Source organism: Aquimarina sp. TRL1 (genome assembly GCF_013365535.1).
In the GTDB taxonomy this organism is placed as follows: Bacteria; Bacteroidota; Bacteroidia; order Flavobacteriales; family Flavobacteriaceae; genus Aquimarina; species Aquimarina hainanensis.
This window is the reverse complement of the sequence record NZ_CP053590.1, coordinates 61,919-84,256: the sequence shown is the minus strand read 5'-3', so window position 1 is coordinate 84,256 and position 22,338 is coordinate 61,919. Positions and strand designations below refer to the sequence as shown.

16 protein-coding genes are annotated in these 22,338 nt (G+C 33.7%); 7 read left to right on the top strand and 9 right to left on the bottom strand.

Going from position 1 to position 22,338, the window contains the following annotated elements; all coding sequences use genetic code 11:
• The first annotated feature begins 87 nt into the window (after nt 1-87).
• From mnmA to HN014_RS00335, 4 genes are all read left to right on the top strand, one after another.
• Nucleotides 88-1,275, top strand: a complete 1,188-nt coding sequence (mnmA, locus tag HN014_RS00350) for a tRNA 2-thiouridine(34) synthase MnmA (RefSeq protein ID WP_176026932.1) — start codon at nt 88-90, stop codon at nt 1,273-1,275.
• Between the two features lie 45 nt (nt 1,276-1,320).
• On the top strand, nt 1,321-2,265 hold the full coding sequence (locus HN014_RS00345) for a nitronate monooxygenase family protein (RefSeq protein WP_176026931.1): 945 nt from the start codon (nt 1,321-1,323) through the stop codon (nt 2,263-2,265).
• Nucleotides 2,266-2,280: 15 nt separating this feature from the next.
• The gene (gene mazG / locus HN014_RS00340) at nt 2,281-3,054 is read left to right on the top strand and encodes a nucleoside triphosphate pyrophosphohydrolase (protein ID WP_176026930.1); all 774 of its coding nucleotides are present in this window, start codon (nt 2,281-2,283) and stop codon (nt 3,052-3,054) included.
• 205 nt (nt 3,055-3,259) lie between these two features.
• Complete coding sequence (locus tag HN014_RS00335; protein ID WP_176026929.1) at nt 3,260-6,283, top strand: M14 family zinc carboxypeptidase; 3,024 nt, start codon at nt 3,260-3,262, stop codon at nt 6,281-6,283.
• 57 nt (nt 6,284-6,340) lie between these two features.
• Here HN014_RS00335 and HN014_RS00330 read toward each other — a convergent pair whose 3' ends face one another.
• Genes HN014_RS00330 through HN014_RS00320 form a run of 3 tightly spaced genes read right to left on the bottom strand, consistent with a single transcriptional unit; the run spans nt 6,341 to nt 7,905 of the window.
• Nucleotides 6,341-6,820 (bottom strand): N-acetyltransferase, encoded by a 480-nt coding sequence (locus HN014_RS00330; protein ID WP_176026928.1) that lies wholly within the window; start codon nt 6,818-6,820, stop codon nt 6,341-6,343.
• On the bottom strand, nt 6,817-7,335 hold the full coding sequence (locus HN014_RS00325; protein ID WP_176026927.1) for an alpha/beta hydrolase: 519 nt from the start codon (nt 7,333-7,335) through the stop codon (nt 6,817-6,819). Before HN014_RS00325 ends, HN014_RS00330 begins: the two co-directional genes overlap by 4 nt.
• A 39-nt stretch (nt 7,336-7,374) precedes the next feature.
• Nucleotides 7,375-7,905 carry a GNAT family N-acetyltransferase gene (locus tag HN014_RS00320; RefSeq protein WP_176026926.1) on the bottom strand — a complete coding sequence of 177 codons (531 nt, stop codon included), beginning with the start codon at nt 7,903-7,905 and terminating at the stop codon, nt 7,375-7,377.
• Between the two features lie 523 nt (nt 7,906-8,428).
• On the opposite strand from HN014_RS00320, the gene HN014_RS00315 reads away from it, so the two are divergent.
• From HN014_RS00315 to HN014_RS00305, 3 genes are all read left to right on the top strand, one after another.
• A complete protein-coding gene (locus HN014_RS00315; protein ID WP_217704354.1) occupies nt 8,429-9,805 on the top strand; it encodes an AraC family transcriptional regulator in 1,377 nt (458 codons plus the stop codon).
• A 457-nt stretch (nt 9,806-10,262) separates the two neighbouring features.
• A complete protein-coding gene (locus tag HN014_RS00310; RefSeq protein WP_176026924.1) occupies nt 10,263-13,421 on the top strand; it encodes a SusC/RagA family TonB-linked outer membrane protein in 3,159 nt (1,052 codons plus the stop codon).
• 18 nt (nt 13,422-13,439) lie between these two features.
• Nucleotides 13,440-14,879, top strand: a complete 1,440-nt coding sequence (locus HN014_RS00305; protein WP_176026923.1) for a SusD/RagB family nutrient-binding outer membrane lipoprotein — start codon at nt 13,440-13,442, stop codon at nt 14,877-14,879.
• A 183-nt stretch (nt 14,880-15,062) separates the two neighbouring features.
• Here HN014_RS00305 and HN014_RS00300 read toward each other — a convergent pair whose 3' ends face one another.
• The 6 genes from HN014_RS00300 to HN014_RS00275 all read right to left on the bottom strand — a co-directional run bounded on the left by HN014_RS00300 (nt 15,063) and on the right by HN014_RS00275 (nt 22,202).
• Nucleotides 15,063-15,695, bottom strand: a complete 633-nt coding sequence (locus HN014_RS00300; RefSeq protein WP_176026922.1) for a class I SAM-dependent methyltransferase — start codon at nt 15,693-15,695, stop codon at nt 15,063-15,065.
• Nucleotides 15,696-15,701: 6 nt separating this feature from the next.
• On the bottom strand, nt 15,702-17,690 hold the full coding sequence (locus tag HN014_RS00295; protein ID WP_176026921.1) for a DUF349 domain-containing protein: 1,989 nt from the start codon (nt 17,688-17,690) through the stop codon (nt 15,702-15,704).
• Between the two features lie 143 nt (nt 17,691-17,833).
• The gene (locus tag HN014_RS00290; protein ID WP_176026920.1) at nt 17,834-18,562 is read right to left on the bottom strand and encodes a shikimate dehydrogenase; all 729 of its coding nucleotides are present in this window, start codon (nt 18,560-18,562) and stop codon (nt 17,834-17,836) included.
• Complete coding sequence (locus tag HN014_RS00285) at nt 18,559-19,587, bottom strand: DUF368 domain-containing protein (RefSeq protein ID WP_176026919.1); 1,029 nt, start codon at nt 19,585-19,587, stop codon at nt 18,559-18,561. The genes HN014_RS00290 and HN014_RS00285 overlap by 4 nt, the downstream gene beginning before the upstream one ends.
• Before the next feature lie 9 nt (nt 19,588-19,596).
• Nucleotides 19,597-20,562 carry a DUF368 domain-containing protein gene (locus HN014_RS00280; RefSeq protein WP_176026918.1) on the bottom strand — a complete coding sequence of 322 codons (966 nt, stop codon included), beginning with the start codon at nt 20,560-20,562 and terminating at the stop codon, nt 19,597-19,599.
• A gap of 251 nt (nt 20,563-20,813) precedes the next feature.
• Nucleotides 20,814-22,202 (bottom strand): tetratricopeptide repeat protein, encoded by a 1,389-nt coding sequence (locus tag HN014_RS00275; protein WP_176026917.1) that lies wholly within the window; start codon nt 22,200-22,202, stop codon nt 20,814-20,816.
• Nucleotides 22,203-22,338: the final 136 nt, after the last annotated feature.

Below are 22,338 nucleotides of genomic sequence, written 5' to 3'. Positions count from 1 at the left end.
ATTAGTGTTGCTTTTTTTATTTGTTACTTTTGCCCTAGCAAAATAGAGGCTTTATAACAAGAAAATACGAGTCAAAAAGAATTGTAAATGAAGCGAGTAATTGTAGGACTATCTGGAGGAGTTGATTCCAGCGTAACAGCCTATTTATTAAAAGAACAAGGATACGAGGTGATCGGATTATTCATGAAAAACTGGCATGATGATTCTGTTACTATTTCAGATGAATGTCCCTGGTTGGATGATAGTAATGATGCACTATTGGTAGCAGAGAAATTAGGGATTCCTTTTCAGACAGTAGATTTGAGCGAAGACTATAAAGAACGTATAGTTGATTATATGTTTAATGAATATGAAAAAGGGAGAACACCAAATCCAGATGTATTGTGTAATAGAGAGATTAAGTTTGATGTCTTTTTAAAAATAGCACTGTCGCTTGGAGCAGATTATGTAGCTACAGGTCATTATTGTAGAAAAGATACCATACTTTCTGAAGGAAAGGAAGTACATCGCTTGTTAGCAGGAAAAGATGGCAATAAAGACCAATCCTATTTCTTATGTCAGTTGTCTCAGGATCAATTGTCAAAAACCTTATTTCCTATTGGAGAGTTATTAAAATCAGAAGTAAGAGAGATTGCTAAAGAGCAAAACCTGATTACAGCCGATAAGAAAGACTCTCAGGGATTGTGTTTCATCGGAAAAGTAAGATTACCTGAGTTTTTACAACAAAAATTAAAGCCTAAAAAAGGTAAAATAGTTGAAATTCCTGCATCAATAGCAAAGTATAAAAAAACAATTCCTTCTTTCGTATCCAAAGAAGAAGAATTATTGTTTAAGTCTTCTAAGTATGAATATCAGCTATCCGATGGACATGTTGTAGGAGAGCATCAGGGAGCACATTATTTTACAAAAGGTCAACGAAAAGGATTGGGGGTTGGTGGAACCCCAGAACCATTATTTGTGATAGAAACAGATGTAGATACTAATATCATTTATACGGGGCAGGGAAAAAGCCACCCTGGATTATATCGAAATGTGTTGTTTATTCGTAATGATGAATTGCATTGGGTAAGAGAAGATTTGCAATTAAAAGAAGGAGAGAAGATGAATGTTCTTGCTAGAATTCGATATAGACAGCCTTTAGATATAGCTGTTTTGCATAAAACAAAAGAAGGAATGTATGTAGAGTTTGAGACAGATCAAAGTGCTATCACAGAAGGACAATTCGTAGCCTGGTATCAGGAGGATGAATTAATTGGTTCCGGAGTTATTTCTTAAGAAGTTATATGACAATAAAATATCCTAACCAGATAAAAAATATTCATGAATAAAATAAAAGAACTTTTCAAAATACAATACCCGATTATTCAAGGAGGAATGATATGGGCAAGTGGATGGAAATTAGCAAGTGCAGTAAGTAATGCAGGTGGATTAGGGCTGATAGGCGCAGGATCGATGTATCCGGAGGTTTTGAGGGAGCATATCCAGAAATGTAAAAAAGCAACTCAACGCCCTTTTGGAGTTAATATTCCTATGTTGTATCCGGATTTAGATCAAATCATAAATATTATTCTGGAAGAAAATGTAAAAATTGTTTTTACATCAGCAGGAAATCCTAAAACATATACAGCTTTTCTGAAAGAAAAAGGAGTAACAGTTGTTCATGTTGTGAGTAGCTTAAAATTTGCGTTAAAAGCGCAGGATGCCGGAGTAGACGCTGTGGTAGTAGAAGGGTTTGAGGCAGGAGGTCATAATGGAAGAGATGAGACGACTACGTTGACGTTAATCCCCATGGTACGAGGGCAGGTACATATTCCGGTAATAGCAGCAGGAGGAATTGCTACGGGAGCTGCCATGTATGCAGTGATGGCATTAGGTGCAGATGGAGTACAGATAGGAAGTCGTTTTGTAGCTAGTGAAGAAGCTTCTTCTCATGATCTTTTTAAACAAAAAATCGTAGCAGCAAAAGAAGGAGATACTCAATTGACATTAAAAGAATTAGCACCGGTAAGACTGCTGAAAAACAAGTTTTACCAAGATGTACAAGAATTATATGGTAGAGGGACTACGGTAGATGAGTTAAAAGAATTACTAGGAAGAGGGAGAGCGAAAAAAGGGATGTTTGAAGGAGATCTAGTAGAGGGAGAATTGGAGATAGGACAAGTATCTGGACTGATTCATGATATAAAGCCTGTTTCAGAAATTGTAGAAAATCTGGTAAGTTCTTTTCAGGAAACAAAAGAGCGAATGTATCAAATAGAAATATAAAAACGGGAAAGAGATATGAATTCCAGAACAGATCAATTAAAAGCAATTGACAGGTTGTTGACGATAATGGATGAGCTGAGAGAACAATGCCCTTGGGATAAAAAACAAACGATTCAATCTTTACGACACCTGACAATAGAAGAGACTTATGAGCTCGGTGACGCTATCCTGGATAATGATCTTGATGAAGTGAAGAAGGAATTAGGGGATCTCTTGTTGCACATTGTTTTTTATGCAAAAATAGGAAGCGAAACAAAAGACTTTGATATAGCAGATGTAGCTAATGAAATTTGTGAAAAGTTAATTCACAGACACCCTCATATATACGGAGATGTCAAAGTAGAAAGTGAGGAAGATGTCAAACGTAACTGGGAAGCATTAAAGCTAAAAGAAGGAAAAAAAAGTGTTTTGGAAGGTGTGCCGAGATCTTTACCAGCTTTGGTAAAGGCAAGTCGAATACAAGATAAAGTGGCCGGAGTAGGTTTTGACTGGGAAGAACCACAACAGGTTTTCGAAAAATTACAGGAAGAACTTAGTGAATTGCAAGAAGAAGTAGCAAAACAAGATACAGATAAGATAGAAGCAGAATTCGGAGATGTTTTATTTTCAATGATCAATTATGCTCGTTTTCTAAAAGTAAATCCAGAGAATGCATTGGAAAGAACCAATAAGAAATTCATAAAAAGATTTCAATTCCTAGAAGAAAAAGCAAAATCACTGGATAAGAGCCTAAAAGAAATGACACTTGCAGAGATGGACGTTTTTTGGGAAGAAGCTAAAAAACTATGATTTTTTTGTGAATAACGGCTGTTTTTTTATTTAAAAATAGAACAGAGGTTGTTTTTTAAGATTTTATTAAGAAGTGTAAGTAGTTGATTTATAGTTTTTTTAAAGGTTTTGTGTGTAATAAAATGCTTTTTTTGTAGTTAAAACACAAACACATAACTCATTAACTAATGTATTATATCATTAGTAACTAAAACTTTAACTAACAATGTACACAAACTCAACGCACCGATTAACACGGATCGGTTATCTGTGTACTCTTATTTTTTTATGTTGCACATTTCTTATAAATGCACAGGAAAAACATTACAGAGTACAAATCTATGCAGATAAAACTCAATTGACATCTTTTCACGATCAAGGTTTTGAAGCAGATCATTTTCATTTCGAAAATGGTGCTGTAATTACAGAAATTTCCGCTAAGGATTTGCAGTTTTTAAAAAAAAATAAAATAAAGCACAAAATCCTGATTCGTAATCTGGAAAAAAGAATTCCCAGAAGAAATAAAAAAATAGATAGAAAAAATGCAAAACAAAAGAATAAGGTAGCAGCCCAACAAGTTCCTACACCCTCTAATTTTTCGTTGGGAAGCATTGCTGGTTTTCATTCTCATGATGAGGCAGTAGCGATGTTGGATAAGATGAGACAACTGTATCCAAACCTGATAACAGCTAAGTCTTCTATAGGAACCTCTATAGAGGGGCGATCCATTTATATGGTAAAAATCAGTGACAATCCTACCCAGGATGAAAATGAGGATGAAATGCTTTTTACTTCTATTCATCATGCCAGAGAGCCAATAGGGTTATCACAGACATTATTTTATATGTGGTATTTGTTAGAAAACTATGAAACAAACGATGAAATAAAAACGCTGGTAGATAATATGGAACTGTATTTTATTCCTATTGTTAATCCGGATGGATACATTCACAATCAGAACACAAATCCTAATGGAGGAGGGTACTGGAGAAAAAATAGAAGACGCAATTCTGGAGGATCCTATGGGGTAGACCTTAATCGTAATTATGGATATAAATGGGGAACTCAATCTTCTAGTAACCCCAGAAGTGATACTTATCACGGGACATCCGGGTTTTCTGAACCTGAAACAAAAGCTCTGAGAGATTTTAGTAATCAACATAACTTTATAGCAGCATTGAACTATCATTCTTACGGGAACTTATTAATCCACCCCTGGGGATATAAAGCAAATACGTTTACTCCAGATCAGGATACCTTTGTAGCGATGTGTAAGTATATGACGGAAGAAAATAATTATAAATATGGAACACCTAACCAAACGGTTAATTATTCTGGGTCCGGAAGCTCGGATGATTGGATGTATGGGGAACAAAATTCCAAGTCTAAAATGATGGCTATGACACCTGAAGTTGGAAGTGGTAATGATGGATTCTGGCCTGCTTCCAGTAGGATTATACCTTTGTGTAACCAGGCATTTCCGTTGAATATTAAAGTAATGAGAATGGTCGCTAGGTATGCAGTAATCACTCCATCTACTGCCTCTCAAACAATAACTACTTTATCCGGAAATATTGATTTTTCTATAAAACGTTATAGTCTGAAACAAGCAAATTGGAAAGTAAGCTTGGCATCAGATTCACCATATATCAGCTCCTTAGGGCAACCTAAAGAATATAGTAACCTTACGCTTTTAGGAACATCAACAGGAAGTATATCTTATCAATTGAAAGCAAATACTCCCAAAGGAACAAAAATTCCAATTCGGGTAGTAGTGTCAAATGGAAGTTGGGAATATACTAAAGAAGTGATCATTACTTATAATGGTGATGGTGGAGGAGATACACAATCACCTACTATTCCTGCGGGGTTAGAAGTAACCAATGTTACAGCTACTTCAGTTGGGTTATCCTGGAATCCTTCTACGGATAATGTTGGCGTTACGGGATATGATGTATATCAGGGGAATTCTCTGGCAACCTCAGTAACTCAGACAACAGCAGTTATAAATGGATTGTCGCCGAATACCACGTATACATTTAAAGTTAGAGCAAAAGATGCTGCAGGAAATGTATCCGGTTTTAGCACAGAAGTTAGAACGACTACTACTGGAGGAGGGACTACTTACTGTGAGGCAAAATCCAATAATGCAACTGACGAGTATATTGGGAGAGTTCAATTGGGAGATATTGATAATACTACCGCTGCAGGTAGTGGTTATAATGATCATACTGCTTTGCAAACCAATCTGACGAAAAATAATTCATATACGATTACCATCACACCAAAGTGGAAAGGAACCCAATATAGAGAAGCCTATTCAGTATGGATTGATTATAATAAAGATGGAGATTTTAAAGATCAGGGAGAGCAGGTGTGGACTAAAAATGCGAGCACTACCAGCCCCGTTAGTGGAGATTTTGTAGTGCCATCCAATGCCACAGACGGAGCAACGAGAATGCGGGTCATAATGCGCTATAGTAAACTACCTTCTTCTTGTGGAGTGTTTGATTATGGAGAGGTAGAAGATTATACAGTAGTTATAACTGGTATTGTAGGTAATGACACTCAGGCTCCTTCAATTCCTAAAAGTCTGATTGCGAATAATGTGACAGAGAGTTCCCTGTCATTATCATGGGATGCATCAACTGACAATGTTGGAGTTACAGCATATGAGGTATTTCAGGGGAATTCTTTAGTAAAAACAGAGACAACTACTACCTCTGATATTACAGGATTAACAGCTGCAACAGCATATCAGTTTAAGGTTAGAGCTAAGGATGCTGCAGGTAATATTTCTGATTTTAGTACGGCTCTTGCAGTTACAACCCAAGGAAATTCAGGAGATCCCTGTGCAGGAGTAGCCCCATATGATAGTAATCAAACTTACCAGGTAGGAGAGCGAGTAGTTTATTTTGGAAGATTATATGAAAAAACAGCGACTAGCTGGAAATTTATAGCACTATGTGGAGCAGCTTCTAAATCGCACGCTAAAGAAATATCAGACCTTTCTTCGTTAGCAGATGAAATTATATTGTTTCCTTCTCCTACTAAGAATAAATTATTCGTAATGTTACCTTATTTGGATAAAGAAACACCGTATAAAATACTGGATTTGAAAGGGAAAGTTGTTAAAAAAGGATTTGTAAAAGAATATATAGAATTAGAAGCAATTGCTTCCGGAACATATGTTATACAAATTAAAACAGAAACAAAAACTGTTAATAAACGATTTATAAAAGTTGATTGATAATTCAATTAGTGAAAAAGAGGCTGTAAGGGCGCAATACTTACGGCCTCTATTTATTTATTGTAAGTTAAGTTGCATAATATACTGGTCACCTATAGGACCTGTAGCAGTTTTTTGAGTATCTGAAAAACCGCATTTTAAGTAAAAATGATAAGCATCGATATTTCTTTTGTTAACAACCAAAAATACGTTCTTGATATTTTCAAAATAAGAATTGATAAACTCGGGCAATTCTAGCATGGCTTTTTTTGTAAACCCTTTTCCCTGAAAAGAAGGATTAACCGATAAAGCTCTAAGAAGTAGTACATTCTTTTGATCTGTATAGGATTTAATATCATTTCCACTATCCAAAATAAAAAGCCCGATAGCCGTATCCTTATAAAGTATAGAAATAAGCTTCTTTTGAGGGGCATTCACTATAGCGGTATCAGTTAGGAGATCACTTGGTAATGCAGTGAACTGAAGTTGCTCCTCATTCAATGTATATGTTTTTAAATCAGTATCGTGTTTTGGAGAATAGAGTTGTAAGGTAATCATTTGTCATTGGGGTTAATACAATGTTTTTTTAGAAAATTAGAAAATAATGCCTCTATAGAAGTAATTGCGTCAGTCAATCTGTGGTCTCCATTAATAAGATGTAAATCACAATGAAGTGATTGAGCAAACCGAAGTGAATGGTTAGGAGAGATAACAGTATCTTTCCACCCATGAACAATCTCAATATGTTTTGTTTTTGGTATAAAATGTTGTTTTTGATACCCGTTAATATACAAAGCAGGAGCCATCAAAAAAATAGCTTTGGGAGAAATCGTTTCAGAAGCAGCTAAGGATACATATCCCCCCATGCTGGAACCAACTAATATGTAAGGTGTTCCTTTCTCCTGTAATTGAATATACTTAATCAGAAGATCAGCTCTCTTTTCAGGGCATGAAATAGCAGTATAATCAATACTGTAGATGCCACACCCCATATCTTTTGCAATAGCAGAAAGCCTCTTTATTTTATATCCTTTCGGACCACTTTCCTTACCGTGAGAGAAATAGATATTCATTAATTAAAGAATGATAAATGTTATAGAAGAGTAACAAATTTAAGGTGTTTTTTTAATAGAGAAAACAATATTATGAATATTATCAGCATCTTTTTTATCAGTAATCAACGAGAAATTATTTTTAGTTAATAACCTCTTGGAAGCAATATTTTCTCGATGCGTATAAGCTTCTATTTTCTGAAGATTCAAAACCTGAAAACCATATGTAAGTATAGTCTGTAGGGCTTCTGTCATAATACCTTTGTTTTGATAAGTAGGGAAAAGATCATATCCAACCTCTGCGGTAGTGTAATCTTTTGAGAAATTCCATAGACAGATAGAACCGATCATTTTATTTTGCTCATCTTTCGAGGTAATCCCCCAATAGATATTCTTTTTTTGCTTAAAACCAGTTGATATTTTATAAATAAATAACTGTGCTTCTTTTTTGTTTGTAGCAGCAGGTCGAATTACATACTTATTTACCTCCTTATCAGATCGCAAACCGATAAGAGCTTCATAATCGTCAAAGGTTGTCTGTTTTAATAATAATCGTTCGGTACTTAATGTGGGGAAAGATGTAGGGATCATTGATTTGTTATCATTTGTAAAAATCACTAAAAACAATAGAATTGAATTACTTGGTTTTTTAAGTTGTGGATATGTAGGTTTTTATGTTGTTAGTGATAGGTTAATTAATACAGGGTTTTAAGTTAATAGTCAAATGACTAATTATTGTTAGTTCTTTATATGTTGATAACGTATAACGGTTTACCTACTAGTTAATTGTTGTCAGGGAAAATAGTTTTTTAGGACTATTAAATTAAATAGTAATATTTGATATGTTTTTTTAAATGAAAAAACGATAGGATAGGAATATTTAAAAATTTTACGTAGGTTAGAGTAGTCAGTTGAAAGAATTTTTTTTAAAGAAACTAATATTAATATAAATTGATTATTGGTAGTTATGTGGGGGCATAAAGTTTTCGACTCTAAAAAAAAGATCTTTTTTATTTTTTATTTTTTATTTTTTTTGATTTGTAAAAGTCATGGTTCTATAGGACATGTTATTAACAAAAAAAATGATAGATATGTACAATCTTTTTCTAAAGAATTGGGCATTACGAAAGAGGAGAATAATTCTTCTGTAGATTCATTAGTTTTTTTCAAAAATATGGCATTGTATTATGCCAATAAAGAAAACGAGTTGTTGGCATGTAAGTATATTGATAACTACATAAAATACAGCTCGGATTTTTCTTTTGTTTCTAACGATACTTTTTCAAAAATAAAAACTTCGACTGCATTTAAGAAGCTGGAGAAATTATATCTTAAAAAGATAGATATTTGGGCATTACTTTGTTTGTATATAGGGTTTGTTGGAATGTTTATTGCTATTGTGTTAAATTTCAGAAAGAAATCAGATAAAATAGCCAGTTTTTTAATTAGTGTATTGGTTTTTCTGTATTCAATATACAGTATTGAGATCGCTTTAGTAATAACCAATTATAATCTTGAATATCCTAACTCTCTTTATTTTTCTGCTTGGTCTTCTATGTTATATGGTCCTCTGTTTTACTTCTATTTTAAAAGAATTATAATAGGATACGAATTTAGAAAGTATGATATTTTACATGGAGTTCCAGTGATTGTGTGTATTTTATTTTTGTTACCTATATACAGTTTGCCTTCTCAAGATAAGTTACAAATACTGATAACAAACGAATGGTCCCATGCTACGATTCTTTTTATTTCAAAGTGGGTGTCTTTAAGCATTTATGGAGGGATGGTTCTAAGACTTTTTAATAAGGAAGAGAAGGAGGTTGATAAAGACCTAAATGGTTTAGGTAAATGGAAAAGAAATATTATTTTCATTTGGGGAGGGCACATTATCTTTTATGGTATTTACGTGATATTATTTATAAATAATCTAGCAGAAGAAATATTATTTTATGGACTGATAGTGTCAATAATATGTTTTATTGTTTACATAGGATATATAGCTTATGTAAATCCAGATGCTTTAGGGAGGATAAACTCAAAGGTGTTATTTAGGGGGTTAAAAATAAAGTCATTAGAGTTATCTGGAGATATGGAGTATAGCTCGTTTAAGAAATATAAGAAATCGGGACTTACTCAAAGTTATTCATTAGAATTAAAAGCAAAATTATTGATCTTGTTAGATGAAGAAAAGGTTTTTAAACAAAATAATATCACACTTCAGAAATTGTCTGAAATGTTAGGAACTAACAGGCATAATACTTCTCAGATTATTAATGAGCATTTCAATCTCAATTTTTTTGAATTAATGAACACATATCGAATAAGGGAAGCAAAAATAATTTTAAGAAGTGAGGGGTATAAAAATATAAATATTATTGATGTAGCTTATGAAGTGGGGTTTAATAATAAAGTTACGTTTAATAAATCATTCAAAAAGTATAATCATATCACTCCTTCAGAATATATGAAATCTTTAGTAGTGGCGTGAAATGTGGTGTTTTACTAATATATAACCAACCAAAATTTCTATTGATGAATCCCTTGTTTGTAGAAGAATACGATGTTAATATTATTTTTTTAACAAAGTGAATTCTCTTTTTAGAGGATTTGATCCAGTTATTTTAATAAATACATTGATTACTATTTAGAGTTTATTTTCATTTCATTATAAAGTAAACCCGTTTTATTTCTTGAGAACTTCCTAAAAATTACTGGTAAATATTTGTCGGCAAAGGTAAAACCTGATAAGGATTCCCTTAATTATTAAGGGGGATCTGTTTTTTTGTATAGTAGATAATTAAAAAGGACAGGTTGGAAATTCATCGAATGTTTGTGATGTGATTTTTGTTTAGATTTTTTAATTAGCCAAAAGAAAAATCACCAGTCCTTTTTAATTATCTGCAAAAATAACAAAACATAACTTAATTTTTTTGAAATTTTTATTTATGAGAGTACATGTACATCATTACAAATTATTGTTGCTAGCATTATTTACGTCCTGTATGATATTCGCTCAACAAAAAAGTATTTCTGGAATGGTTACCGATGATAATGGACAACCTTTACCAGGAGTAAATATTCTTATTAAGAATATGAATAAAGGGGCACAAACAGATTTTGACGGTAACTATTCGCTAGAGGTTAATAAAGGAGCTGTAGTATCTTTTAGTTATGTAGGGTTTAATACAAAAGAAATTGTTATAGGGGATAAAGATGTTATTAATGTGAAATTATCAATTAATACATCTGAATTAGAGGAAGTAGTTGTGACCGCTTTAGGTATTGAGCGTTCATCTAGATCATTAGGGTATGCTGTTTCCAAAATAAAATCAGAAGATTTAAATGAAGTAAGAGAGACAAATTTACTAAGTGCTTTACAAGGGAAAACTTCAGGAGTTGTCATTCAGAATCAAAGTGGAAATGTAGGGGGGTCAACAAGAATATTGATTCGTGGTATTTCTAGTTTACAAGGAGATCAACAACCATTATTTGTTGTTGATGGGGTTCCTATTTCTAATCAAAATATATCTACTGGATCTAGAATTTCTGGAGGGTTTGATTTTGGAAACAGAGCGCAAGATATTAATCCGGATGATATAGAGAGTGTTTCTGTTCTAAAAGGAGCTTCTGCCGCAGCTTTATATGGATCTAGAGCTTCGGGAGGTGTTATTGTAATAACAACTAAAAAAGGAAAAATAAACCAAAAGGCCAATATAACAGTAAGCACAAGTTTACGATTCGATAGACCGTTAAGGTTGCCTGATTTTCAGAATACATATATAAGTGGAGATGAGGGGGGTTACGATTTTGCACAACCCAATGGAGGACAGGTAACCAGTGGTTGGGGTCCCAGTATTAATGACTCTTCTTTACAAGGACAGACATTTACTAATTTAAGAGGGGAACAAGTACCTTTTCAAATTTATAAAGATGGGGTAAAAGACTTTTATGATACAGGAATTACTAAGATTAATAGTTTTACAGTTTCAGGAGCATCTCAGGAAGGAGATGATTATAGGTTAAGTGTTTCATATACTGATCAAGAAGGGACAGTTCCTAATTCAGCATTAAACAGGGCTAATATAGGGTTGAACGCAGGAAAGTCATTTAGTGATAAACTAAGTTCCAGATTTAATGTTAATTATGTGAGAACAAATACACAAGGTACCGCAGCAGCAGGAGCCAATGACCCTAATATTCTAACTAATATAGTAAATGGCCTGTCTCGAATTACAGATTTTTCATTGTTTGACCCAGATGTAGATGAGTTTGGAAATCAAATAAATGACCCAGGGGGACAAACCAATAATCCACTGTTTATTGCTCGTCAGAATGCAACACAAACCACTGTTCAACGCTTTTTTGGGAACGCTTCTTTACAATATAGACCGATAAGTGAGTTTGATGTTTTAGGGAGAGTTGGATATGATACATATACCGATAGAAGACTTATTCATAATAGTATAGGTACAATAGGTCAACTTAGAGGAAATTACAGAGATGATTTTATAGAAAACAGAGAGTTGACACTCGATCTTATAGGAACCTATGATAAAGATCTAAATGATGATTTTGATTTAACCTTGAGAGGAGGAATGCAATGGAATGAAAGGATTTTTGAGCGAATAGGGAATCAAGGTCAAAACTTAACTGTTCCGGAGCTGTTTGCGCCAGGAAATGCAGAAGTAAATACACCAACTAAGGATTTCGGTAAGCGAAGAATTTTTGGAGCTTTTGGGGATGTAACGTTAGGGTTTAGAAATTGGCTGATACTAAATGTTACAGGTAGGAATGACTGGTCATCTACATTACCAGAGGTTAATAATAGTTTCTTTTATCCTTCAGTTTCGTTAAGTTGGGTATTTTCAGATGCATTGGATATTCAGAATGATTTTTTAAGTTATGGTAAACTCCGTGGGAGTTGGGCCAATGTAGGGGTCGATACAGGGGCTTATCTTTTGGATTTTACATTTAATCCTGATACTGGATTTTTTCAACAATTTAGTCAAAATGGAACTTTTCCATTTGGAGGAGCTTTAGCTTTTAATTCAGATGGGATATTAGCAAATCAAAACCTTAAACCAGAGAATCAAGAAAACTTTGAAATAGGTATTGAATTAGGTCTGTTTAACAATAGATTATTAATTGATGCAACCTACTATGAGAACTTTACCGAAGATCAGATTATACAAGTACCTACGGCACAAACTTCAGGTTTTTCTAATTTTTTAACAAATGTAGGGCAGATTAGTAATAAAGGGGTTGAATTACAGGTGAATGCAAAAGTTATTAAACATCAGGATTTTAATTGGGACCTTGATTATAACTTTACGACCAATAAATTTAATGTAGATGATTTAGGTGGTATTGAAGGGTTAAATCTGGCAACAGGTTTTGATGGAATCGCTGTACGGGCATTAGAAGGAGAAGATCTGCAATTGTTCGGACCAAGATTTCTCAGGGCAACAGATGAAAATGGAGAAGAAATTGAAGATCAGATTTTAGTTGATGAAAATGGGATTAGACAGATAGGACAAAATGGAAAACTCGGAAGTATTTTTCCTGATTTCACTATGGGGATAACTTCTACTTTTAGATATAAAGGTTGGAGGCTCTCTACTACTTTTGATTATAGAAAAGGAGGGAAAATTTTCTCTAATACTGTCGGGCAACTTAGACGTACAGGTCTAGCAGAAGAAACTGCTGTTAATAACAGAGAGGTTTTTGTGGATCCCAATACATATATTGATGATGGCACAGGAAATATTATTCCTAATACAACACCTGTAGCAAGTTTACAGAGATATTGGAACGGGTATGCGAATTCTGGTATTGTAGAAGGAAATGTTTTTGATGCAACTTTTATAAAATGGAGAGAGATTAGTTTAGCATACACTTTTTCTCCTGAAGTTCTTAAAAGAACACCTTTAAAATCATTACAAATAGCTTTAGAAGGTAGGAATTTAGCAATATTTAATACAGATGTACCTCATATAGATCCAGAAGCAGGTCTTGGAGGTTCAGCAAGTAACCTACAAGGAATAGAAAGAGGGGGAGTTCCTTCTACGAGAAGTTTTGGATTCAATATTCAAGCTAATTTCTAAAATTTTAAAAGAGAAAAAATGAAAAATATTTTTAAAAACAAATTTGGTGTTTTCTTAGTATCGATTCTTGTTTTGTTAAATACAGGATGTGATGATTCTATAGAAGGAATAAATAAAGATCCATTAGCAGCTATAGATATAAGCCCAGAACTTCTTTTACCTCAGGTATTATTAGGAGGTATTACATCCAGTAGAACAGTAGAAGCTTTTCAGATGAGTACACATTCCCAACAGTGGTCTTTTTCTGCTCCGTTTGGTGTTTTTGTCGGACCGGAGAGAGGTACAATAAGTACTAATACGATTAATAATATGTGGTTTTTTAATTATACAACTGGATTAAGAAATTTACAGCAAATTCGTGTCCTTACAGAAAGAAATAATCCTACTGCAACAAATATTATTGGTCAGGCCAAAACGTTGGAAGCTTTTACATACTTGAATTTGACACAGACTTTTGGAGATATACCATTTAGTGAGGCATTAAATGTAAAAGAATTTCCTAATCCTAATTTTGATACACAAGAAGAAGTATTGAGAGGAATTCCTTCACTAGTAGATGAAGCAGTTATGGCCTTGTCTACTGAAACCGCTATTATGGGAGCTCCCGCAGACTTGCTTTATGGAGGAGATAGAGAAAGCTGGATTCGTTTTGCTAATTCAATTAAGTTAAAAGCATTAATGTTAATTGCTAATGTCGATCCAACTTCTGTAGCAAGTGAAATACAAGAGGTAGCGAATCAACCACTTATCACTTCAAATATTTATGAAGCAAAAATAGATTATTTTGATGAAGCAGGGAATCAAAACCCTCAATATACATTAGTTGTTCAGTTTGCTGGAGGACAGAATACTTTTTATGCAGGGGGGACTACGTTGATTAACTTAATGAATAATAATAATGACCCTAGAAGAGCTACTTATTTTGATTCAGTAGAAGGGAATTACATAGGTTTGCCTCAAGGTGTTTTTACCGGAGGAGCATCCCAGGTTTCATTAAACATCATTCGTCCGGAAATGCCTGATAGATATATGACAGCTTCAGAAGTAAATTTCTATTTGGCAGAGGCAGCTTTAAAAGGATGGATTAGTGGAGATGCAGATAGTTTTTACAGAGCAGGGATAGCTTCTTCATTAGATTTTTATAATGGAATTCCAGGGGAAATTCCTCAGGCAGATAAGGATGCTTACCTAGGATCTCCAAGAGGTTCAATTAGTGGGGATTCTGAAGATGATGCATTACGGAAAATTCATGAAGAACATTATATAGCAGATTTTACTAGGCATATGGAATCCTGGACAGATATAAGAAGAAATAAAGTACCTGCATATGAGTCGATAGAAGGAACAGTTTTAACAGATAATATAAGAAGATACCAGGTGCCATTAAGTGAGAATACGGCGAATCCTAATGCTCCTGATTTAAAGCCGCTTATAGAGGCAATGTACTTCGAAAAATAATCCAAAGAGAACCAATGGAAAGAAAGCTTTTATTCGTGGAATAATGTAATCACTTATTTAAACTAATTTTCATTTTAAAATAAGGTGACTCTACTGAGTCACCTTATTTTTTGTGATATACTACAGAAAGTCGATTGGTGGGAAAAGGAAAATACTATATATTATAATAGAACTCTTATGAATCTATTTTAGAAAGGTAATAAGATTTTTTGTCAGAAATAGCTCAGAAAACCCTATGTTTTTTTGTATCCATAGTAAGGTGTTCTCTGAATAAAAAAAGACATGAGTAGGGTCGTTTTTATACCACCAGGTTTCGAATTTTACACCCGGTTGATAGAGAGTTGTTTTACAGAATAAGCGACCACCAGGAACTAATAAAGAATGGAGCATATTAAACTCCTTAAAAGGGGTGTAAAAATGCTCCATTACTTCACAGCATACAATATAGTCGTAATTACCGGATAAAGCGTTTTGGTTTGGATCAAAATAAGGGTCATAGGTCGTAATATCATACTTAGAATCTCTAAGTAAACTTGTAATCACCGGACCACTTCCACTTCCATAGTCTAATCCTTTGTGTTGTTTTGAATAATGTGTACGTACGTCTTCTACTATAGGGCTAACAAATTTCTGGTAGCCTATATTATGGATATCATTATTATGTAATTCATACCGGGCTTTTTCTTCCTCAGCAGATAAAAAATAGATAGCATCTAAGAATACCCCATTGCATGTAGGGCAATTATAATATGTTTTTTGCTGAATTTTGGAAAAAATATCAAGACAGGCTGTATTACATAATGGACAGCACGGCATAGATATTTATAAGGCTTTTAGCTTATTTAGCTTCGTTTTCCAAACCTCAAGACTTTCTCGGTGTTTCGCAATGTTTTTCTTAACATCTAATACCATAGGATTGTCATCCTTAGCATTTTTGAAGAACTGTAAGTTGTTTTCTAACTGCCGGATCTCATTGTGTACTTCTTCGATTTTTTTACGAATGAAGTTTTGTTCATTTCTAATAGCACGCTCGTCATTCTGATTAGAAAGTGCATTTAGCTTGTTTTCATACTTAATAAGTTCAGTTTCCTTTCGGCTCATATTCAGTTGACCAAATAAATCATCCAGGATTTTATTATAATCGTTCTCAATACTTTTTTTGTTAAAAGGAACTCTTCCTATTTCTTTCCAAGCAGCAATATTTTCTTTTATAGTAGCCAGATCGCTTTCAGGATTACCAGATAAAGTAAGGTCTTTTAAAGCTTCTATATGTTGCTTCTTTTTCTCATAAGCAGCAGTTTCTTCTTTATTAGCTTCGTCTCTTTCTGCATGAATACGGTCGAAATAAAAGTTACAAGCATCTTTAAAGCGTTTCCATATTTTATCACTCTCTTTTCTGGGAACATGTCCGATTTTCTTCCAGTCAGACTGGATTTTTTTCATTAGAGGAGTAGTAGAGGAGAAATCATCATTATCCTTATTGTCCTCTGCAATTTTGATCAGCTCTAATTTTTTATTTAGATTCTCGAATTGATCTTTCTTTAAATTTTTATAAAAAGCATTTTTCTCTCGGTTAAAATCCCGAATGGATGTTTTGAAGAGCGTCCAGGTTTCTTCATTGACATTACTAGGGACTTTTCCAGCTTTAAAAAACGCTTCTCTGAGAGCCTCTATTTCCTTAATTTTTTGTTGCCAATCATTATGACTTTTAGAAGGTTTAGCCGCAATTTCCTTTATTGAATTGATGATCTCAGTTTTAACTTCCAGGTTTTTTTCATAGACTTTATCCTGTTCTCTGAAATAGCCTTGTCTGTTCTCATGGATTTGTTTGGTAAGAGCACTAAATTTCTCCCAGATAGGTTCTCTGTATTCTTTTGCCACAGGACCTAGATCTTCTTTCCACATTTTATGTAAGAGCTGTAATTCTCTAAAAGCGCGATTTACATCTGTTTCCTGAGCTAATTCAGTAGCCCTTTCTATAATTTTTAATTTCTGATCCAGATTGTGTTTAAAATCTAAATCGCGAAATTCTCTGTTGAGGTGTAAGAAGTCATAAAAGTTCTCAGTATGGTGATGATACGTATTCCAGACTGTGTTATACTTATCTCTTGGGATTGCTCCGGCATTACGCCATCTTTCCTGTATACTTTTGAAATGATTATAGGTAGAATTGATATTCTCATCAGCATTGAGTAGCCCTTTTAATTCTTCTATGAGGTCAAGTCTCTTTTGTAAGTTAGCCTGAAGATCTTTTTTGAGATTTTGATAAAATGCATTTCGCTTTTCTTTATAATCAAAATACACAGAATTAAATTCTTTCTTTACAGGGGTAGAATAATAGAAATCAATCAAATTTCCACCATCAGCAATAAATTCCTCTCTTTTTTGTTCGAATTCTTCATTGAATTTATTGTTGAATTCCAGTTTTATTTCTTCTACATGTTCTTTTATTGCCTGAACCTTTTCATTTTTGATTAAAAGCCTAAGCTCTTTAATCAATTCTTCTTTGCTCATGGCATGATAATCCTTTTTTTCGATGTCATGTTTTTCGGAAATTCCTTCATCTTCACTTTCTTCAGCAACAGCATTATCCATTTGCGCTTGAATCTCATCGTTGTTTTTGTCCGCTTTTTCCATTTCCTCGTCATTTGTAGGAGAAACTGCTTCAGGAGCGGTATTGTCAATATTGTCAGTTTGTTCTGCATTTGCAGAAGAAATCTCATTAGCTGAATTATCGACAGTAGCTTCTATTGTTTCTACCTTATTATCCTTATTTCCATCTGCTTCAGGCAGGTTATCATGTGTTGACATCGCTTAAAATGTTTATTGTTTGTCTTAACTTACTGATTGACTAAGATACTAACATCTGCTAAAAACTCAAAAGGAATTCTTTTATTTGGCATTTGTATCTTTTTGATTTTTATGTTCTAAAGAGGTTTTGAAGAGCTATTCTGTTACGAATTCCAGATTTCCCAACCTTTTTGTGCTTGTAAAATTAACATTTGCAAACCATTAGAGGTTGTGGCTCCCCTTTCTTTCCCTTTTTTCATGAATTCAGTCTCTTCAGGGTTGTAGATGAGATCGTATAAAACGTGTTTTTCAGAAATGAATTCATAAGGTATATCCGGATAATTATAAATGTTAGGGTGTGTTCCCAAAGGGGTGCAATTTATAATGAGTTTGTATGCCCGAATAATATCTTCATCCAGATCTTTGTAATGAAGTTCTTTAAAATCGGGATTTCTGGAAACAAAGGAGTATTGAATGTTTAATTGTTCCAAAGCATAGGCAATCGCTTTGGAAGCTCCTCCAGTACCTAGGATTAATGCTTTTTTTATTTCGCTATGGAGTAATGGTTTTAGCGATTCGGTAAAACCATAATAATCACTATTATAGCCGATAAGCTTGTTGTCAGCAGTAAATTTGATCACATTTACAGCTCCTATTTCCTTTGCTGTCGGATCGAGGGCATCCAGAAAATGAATAATTTCCTCCTTGTAGGGAATTGTTACATTAAGACCTTTTATTTCATCCGAGTCTAATATTTCTTTTACATCATTAATTTGAGCAATATCAAAATTTCTATACTCGCATGATAAATTTTCGTTTTTGAATTTTTCAGAAAAAAAACTCCGAGAGAAAGAATACCCTATGTTCTTACCCAATAAACCAAATGTTTTCATTTTTTAGAAGATTTACGCGTTTGTTGCCCATACCATTCCAAGTATATAACGATACCAATACCGAATATGATGAAAAAGAGAGCGATATATGTTTGAAGAATTGAAAAATCTGGGAGATAACGATTGTAGTTATCCAGAATTGGGTTGCCATTCGCATCCAAGATATGAGAATTGGTAGTATCCATTTTGAAAACTTTTGTTTTCCAGGGCCATACAACACCTAAAGAGCCCGTTATGAAACCAATAATGATGGCAAAAGTAGCATTTTTATAACGTTTCAATACATATCCCAGAATATGAGAGAGTGAGACTAGACCTGTTATAGATCCCAGGCTAAATACAATAAGAACTTTGAGGAGTCGAATGCGTTCCCCGTCTTCCAAAAAAGAAGTATCCGCATTTATTAAGTCTTTGATAGTATCAAAAAGGGCATTGACAGAGTCAACGAGCAATAGTACATAGTTGCCTAGCAAAATAAGGATAAAAGAACCGGAGAGTCCAGGTAATGTCATTCCAGAAACTCCTATAATCCCGCAAATAAATACAAACCATAAATTGTCATTTTCTTTGGCAGGTTCTAATAAACTAATGCTAACTCCTACAATAACCCCTACCAGAATAAAACAAATATTTTGCTTACTCCAGTCGTTAAAATCTTTAATGATATAATAGATTGATCCGATAATCATCCCAAAAAATGAAGACCAGACAAATAATTCATAGTGAACAATTAGGTAATCTAACAGCTTAGAGACACTAAAATAACTAATCAGCATTCCTAAGATTAATAAACCTAGAAATTTTCCGTTTATATACCGCCAAAAACTGGAAAATCTAAAATTGATTAGAAGTTTAAAAGCTTTTAGGTTTATTTTTTGCAAAGAGTAAATAAACTCTTCGTAAAAACCAGCCACAAAAGCAACAACCCCTCCGGATACCCCAGGCACTTTATTAGCAGCGCCCATTAATAATCCTTTTATCACTAAGAAAAATTTATCCCGAAGCGTACGAGTATCCTGTGGCATAGTAATGAGTTATTGTTCTTTTTTTACGGCAAGGCGTTCCAGTGTAAAAATTAATAAAAAACCTAAAGAAACTAGTAGAATAACCAGAAATATTTTAGGATCTCCTTCATATGTTGTAGGAAGAATACTTTTCTCTATAAATGGAACTTTAATTCCTTCTGAATTTACTCTCCAGGAAAGTACTTTTTTCCAGGGCCATAATTTATTCAGAGAACCGATCATAAAACCTGTAAGAATTGCTAATGTGATGTTATTGTGGTTCTTAAACATCCAGTTTAGGATTTTGGAGAATAGTTTTAACCCTATAAGGGCTCCAATACCGATAATGATAATTTTACTTAGCGATTGGTAAACGGCATCAAAGTCTAGGTTGATAATCCCATTTCTCAATTGATTTAATATATCGATAAATGTTTGATAAGCCCCAAGTATTAAGAGAATAAAAGCTCCGGATACTCCCGGTAAAATCATAGCAATAATTGCTATAAACCCACAAAATAATAAATACCAGTTATTTTCAGGGGAACTTAGCGGTTCTGCAACTGTTAGAAAATAAGATAGAACTGCTGCTACAATAACACTGATTATCGTTTTTGGACTCCAGGAATTTATTTGTTTTCCTATATATAAAATACTAGCGATAACTAAACCAAAAAAGAAAGCCCATAAGAGTAAAGGCTGATGATGTAACAACCATTTTATAAGTTTAGCAAGAGACAATATACTAATCACTATCCCTAAAAATAAGGCGACTAAAAATGATAAGTTATAGGATTCCCAGGCAGAGAATAGCCCGTCTTTTCTCCAGGTTTTGAAAAATTTAATGTCCAGTCTATGAATGGTTTCTATAAGTTCTTCATAAATTCCGGAAATAAAAGCGATGGTACCTCCAGATACTCCAGGAACCACATCGGCAGCTCCCATGGCTAGTCCCTTTAATGTAATTATAAGGTAGTCCTTAAGACTTCGTTGCATTCTCTTTGTTTTTAAAGATTAAATGTCAAACAAATGTATGCAATTTTCAGGGGAAACCTCTGATGAAAAAAGAGGCTTTTTATTGAGGAGGTAAGATTTTTATACCAGAAAACTGAGGGAACGATTTACTACAGGTTTTAGCAGTATGTTTACTATGCGTAATCTTTATCTAGTTATGAGATAATTGGTATATAAACAGCTTGTGAGCTGATTCGGGCTGATACTATTTTTAATATTTGTCTATAAGATGTTTACTGATATTCAGAAATTATATTTTTTACTAATGATAGGTTGTAAACTGTTTCGAATAATTCTTCAAGAACAATGGTGTACTCTCTATCCAGGCGCAACGCTTTTCTCAAATGGGATTCTCCTTTGGACAGTTCTTGCGTTTCATAGTACATACCGGCTAATCGATAGTGGATTTCTGCGTTATCAGGATAAAACTCGATCGCTTGCTTTAGGTTGATAATAGCAGCGTTAGATTCCCCCAGAAATCGTAAAATATCAGAGCGATTGAGCCAGGTATCTAATTCATAATTTCCAAGTTCAATTGCTTTTTGGTAACCCGTTTCTGCTTCTTCAAAGAATGCGAGTCGATTATTGATCTTAGCATATCTTTTCCAATACAACACATTTTCACTATCAATACTAATAGCCTTATTTATATAATAGAGTGCTTTTTGATAATTGCGCTTTCTCATATAAAAATCAGTAATTGCAATCCAACCTTTATCCAGTAGGGGGTCTTCATGAACCGTTTTGGAATAATGCTGTATAGCCAGGTCATCACTTCCCAGTTTTTCAAAACACTTTCCTATACGCAATAAAGCAAAAGAGGTAGGGTCATCTAGTTCGAGTGTGATTCTATAGTTTTCAATAGCTTCGTTATAGCGTTTTAATTTTTCCAGTACTTTTCCTTTTTCCAGATAGGCACCGATAAAGTATTCATCACTGATGATCGCAAAATCAAAAGCTGCTAATGCTTTTTTGAACATTCCCAGGTCATAGTATTGCTTTCCTATTTGATGCCATGCAACTTCGCAATATGGGTTTTTGTCAAGAAATCGATTCAGGTATTCTATAGCTTCTTCATGTTGTTCGAGGAAATCAAAGCAATAGATGATATTGTATAAGGCAGAGTAATCTTCTCCATCAGCCTCCAGGCATTTCATGAAGTTAATTTTGGCATTCTCAAAATCATCCATAAAAAGATATTCCATTCCTAATAAAGAAAATACATCGGCTTCATTAGAAGTGTAACTCAGCGCCATAAATAATAAATCAATGGCTTCTTTATGTTTGTTTTGTTTGGAAAGGATATTTGCTTTTTGGATATAAATTTCTTCGTTTTCAGGCTCAATAGCATGGAGTTGAGCAAGTAAGGTATCTGCTTTTTCCAAGCGATCCTCAAATACCAATACCTCTACCTGTAAGAGTTTTAAATTAACGGATGAAGGATGTTGAGAAAGACTTAAGGAAATAGCTTTTTTAGCTTTGGCTATTTTTCCGTTTTCTAAATAATGATGAATAATTGATTCAAATTCATTAGAGTCAAAGAATTTGACATCATTCGATCGTAACATGGATTCGTATCGTGTAAGTGATAAGTTATCCTCTTCTTCGTGGTTAAATTTCATACATCTTAAGTATTAGGTCATTATCTAAGATGAATAGTGAAATAAAATGACTTTTAACCGTTAGGAAAAATCTAGCCCCTGTAAATATTCCTTATTAAGTTACTATTTTTATTTCGCTTTCCAAAATAAATTTTGG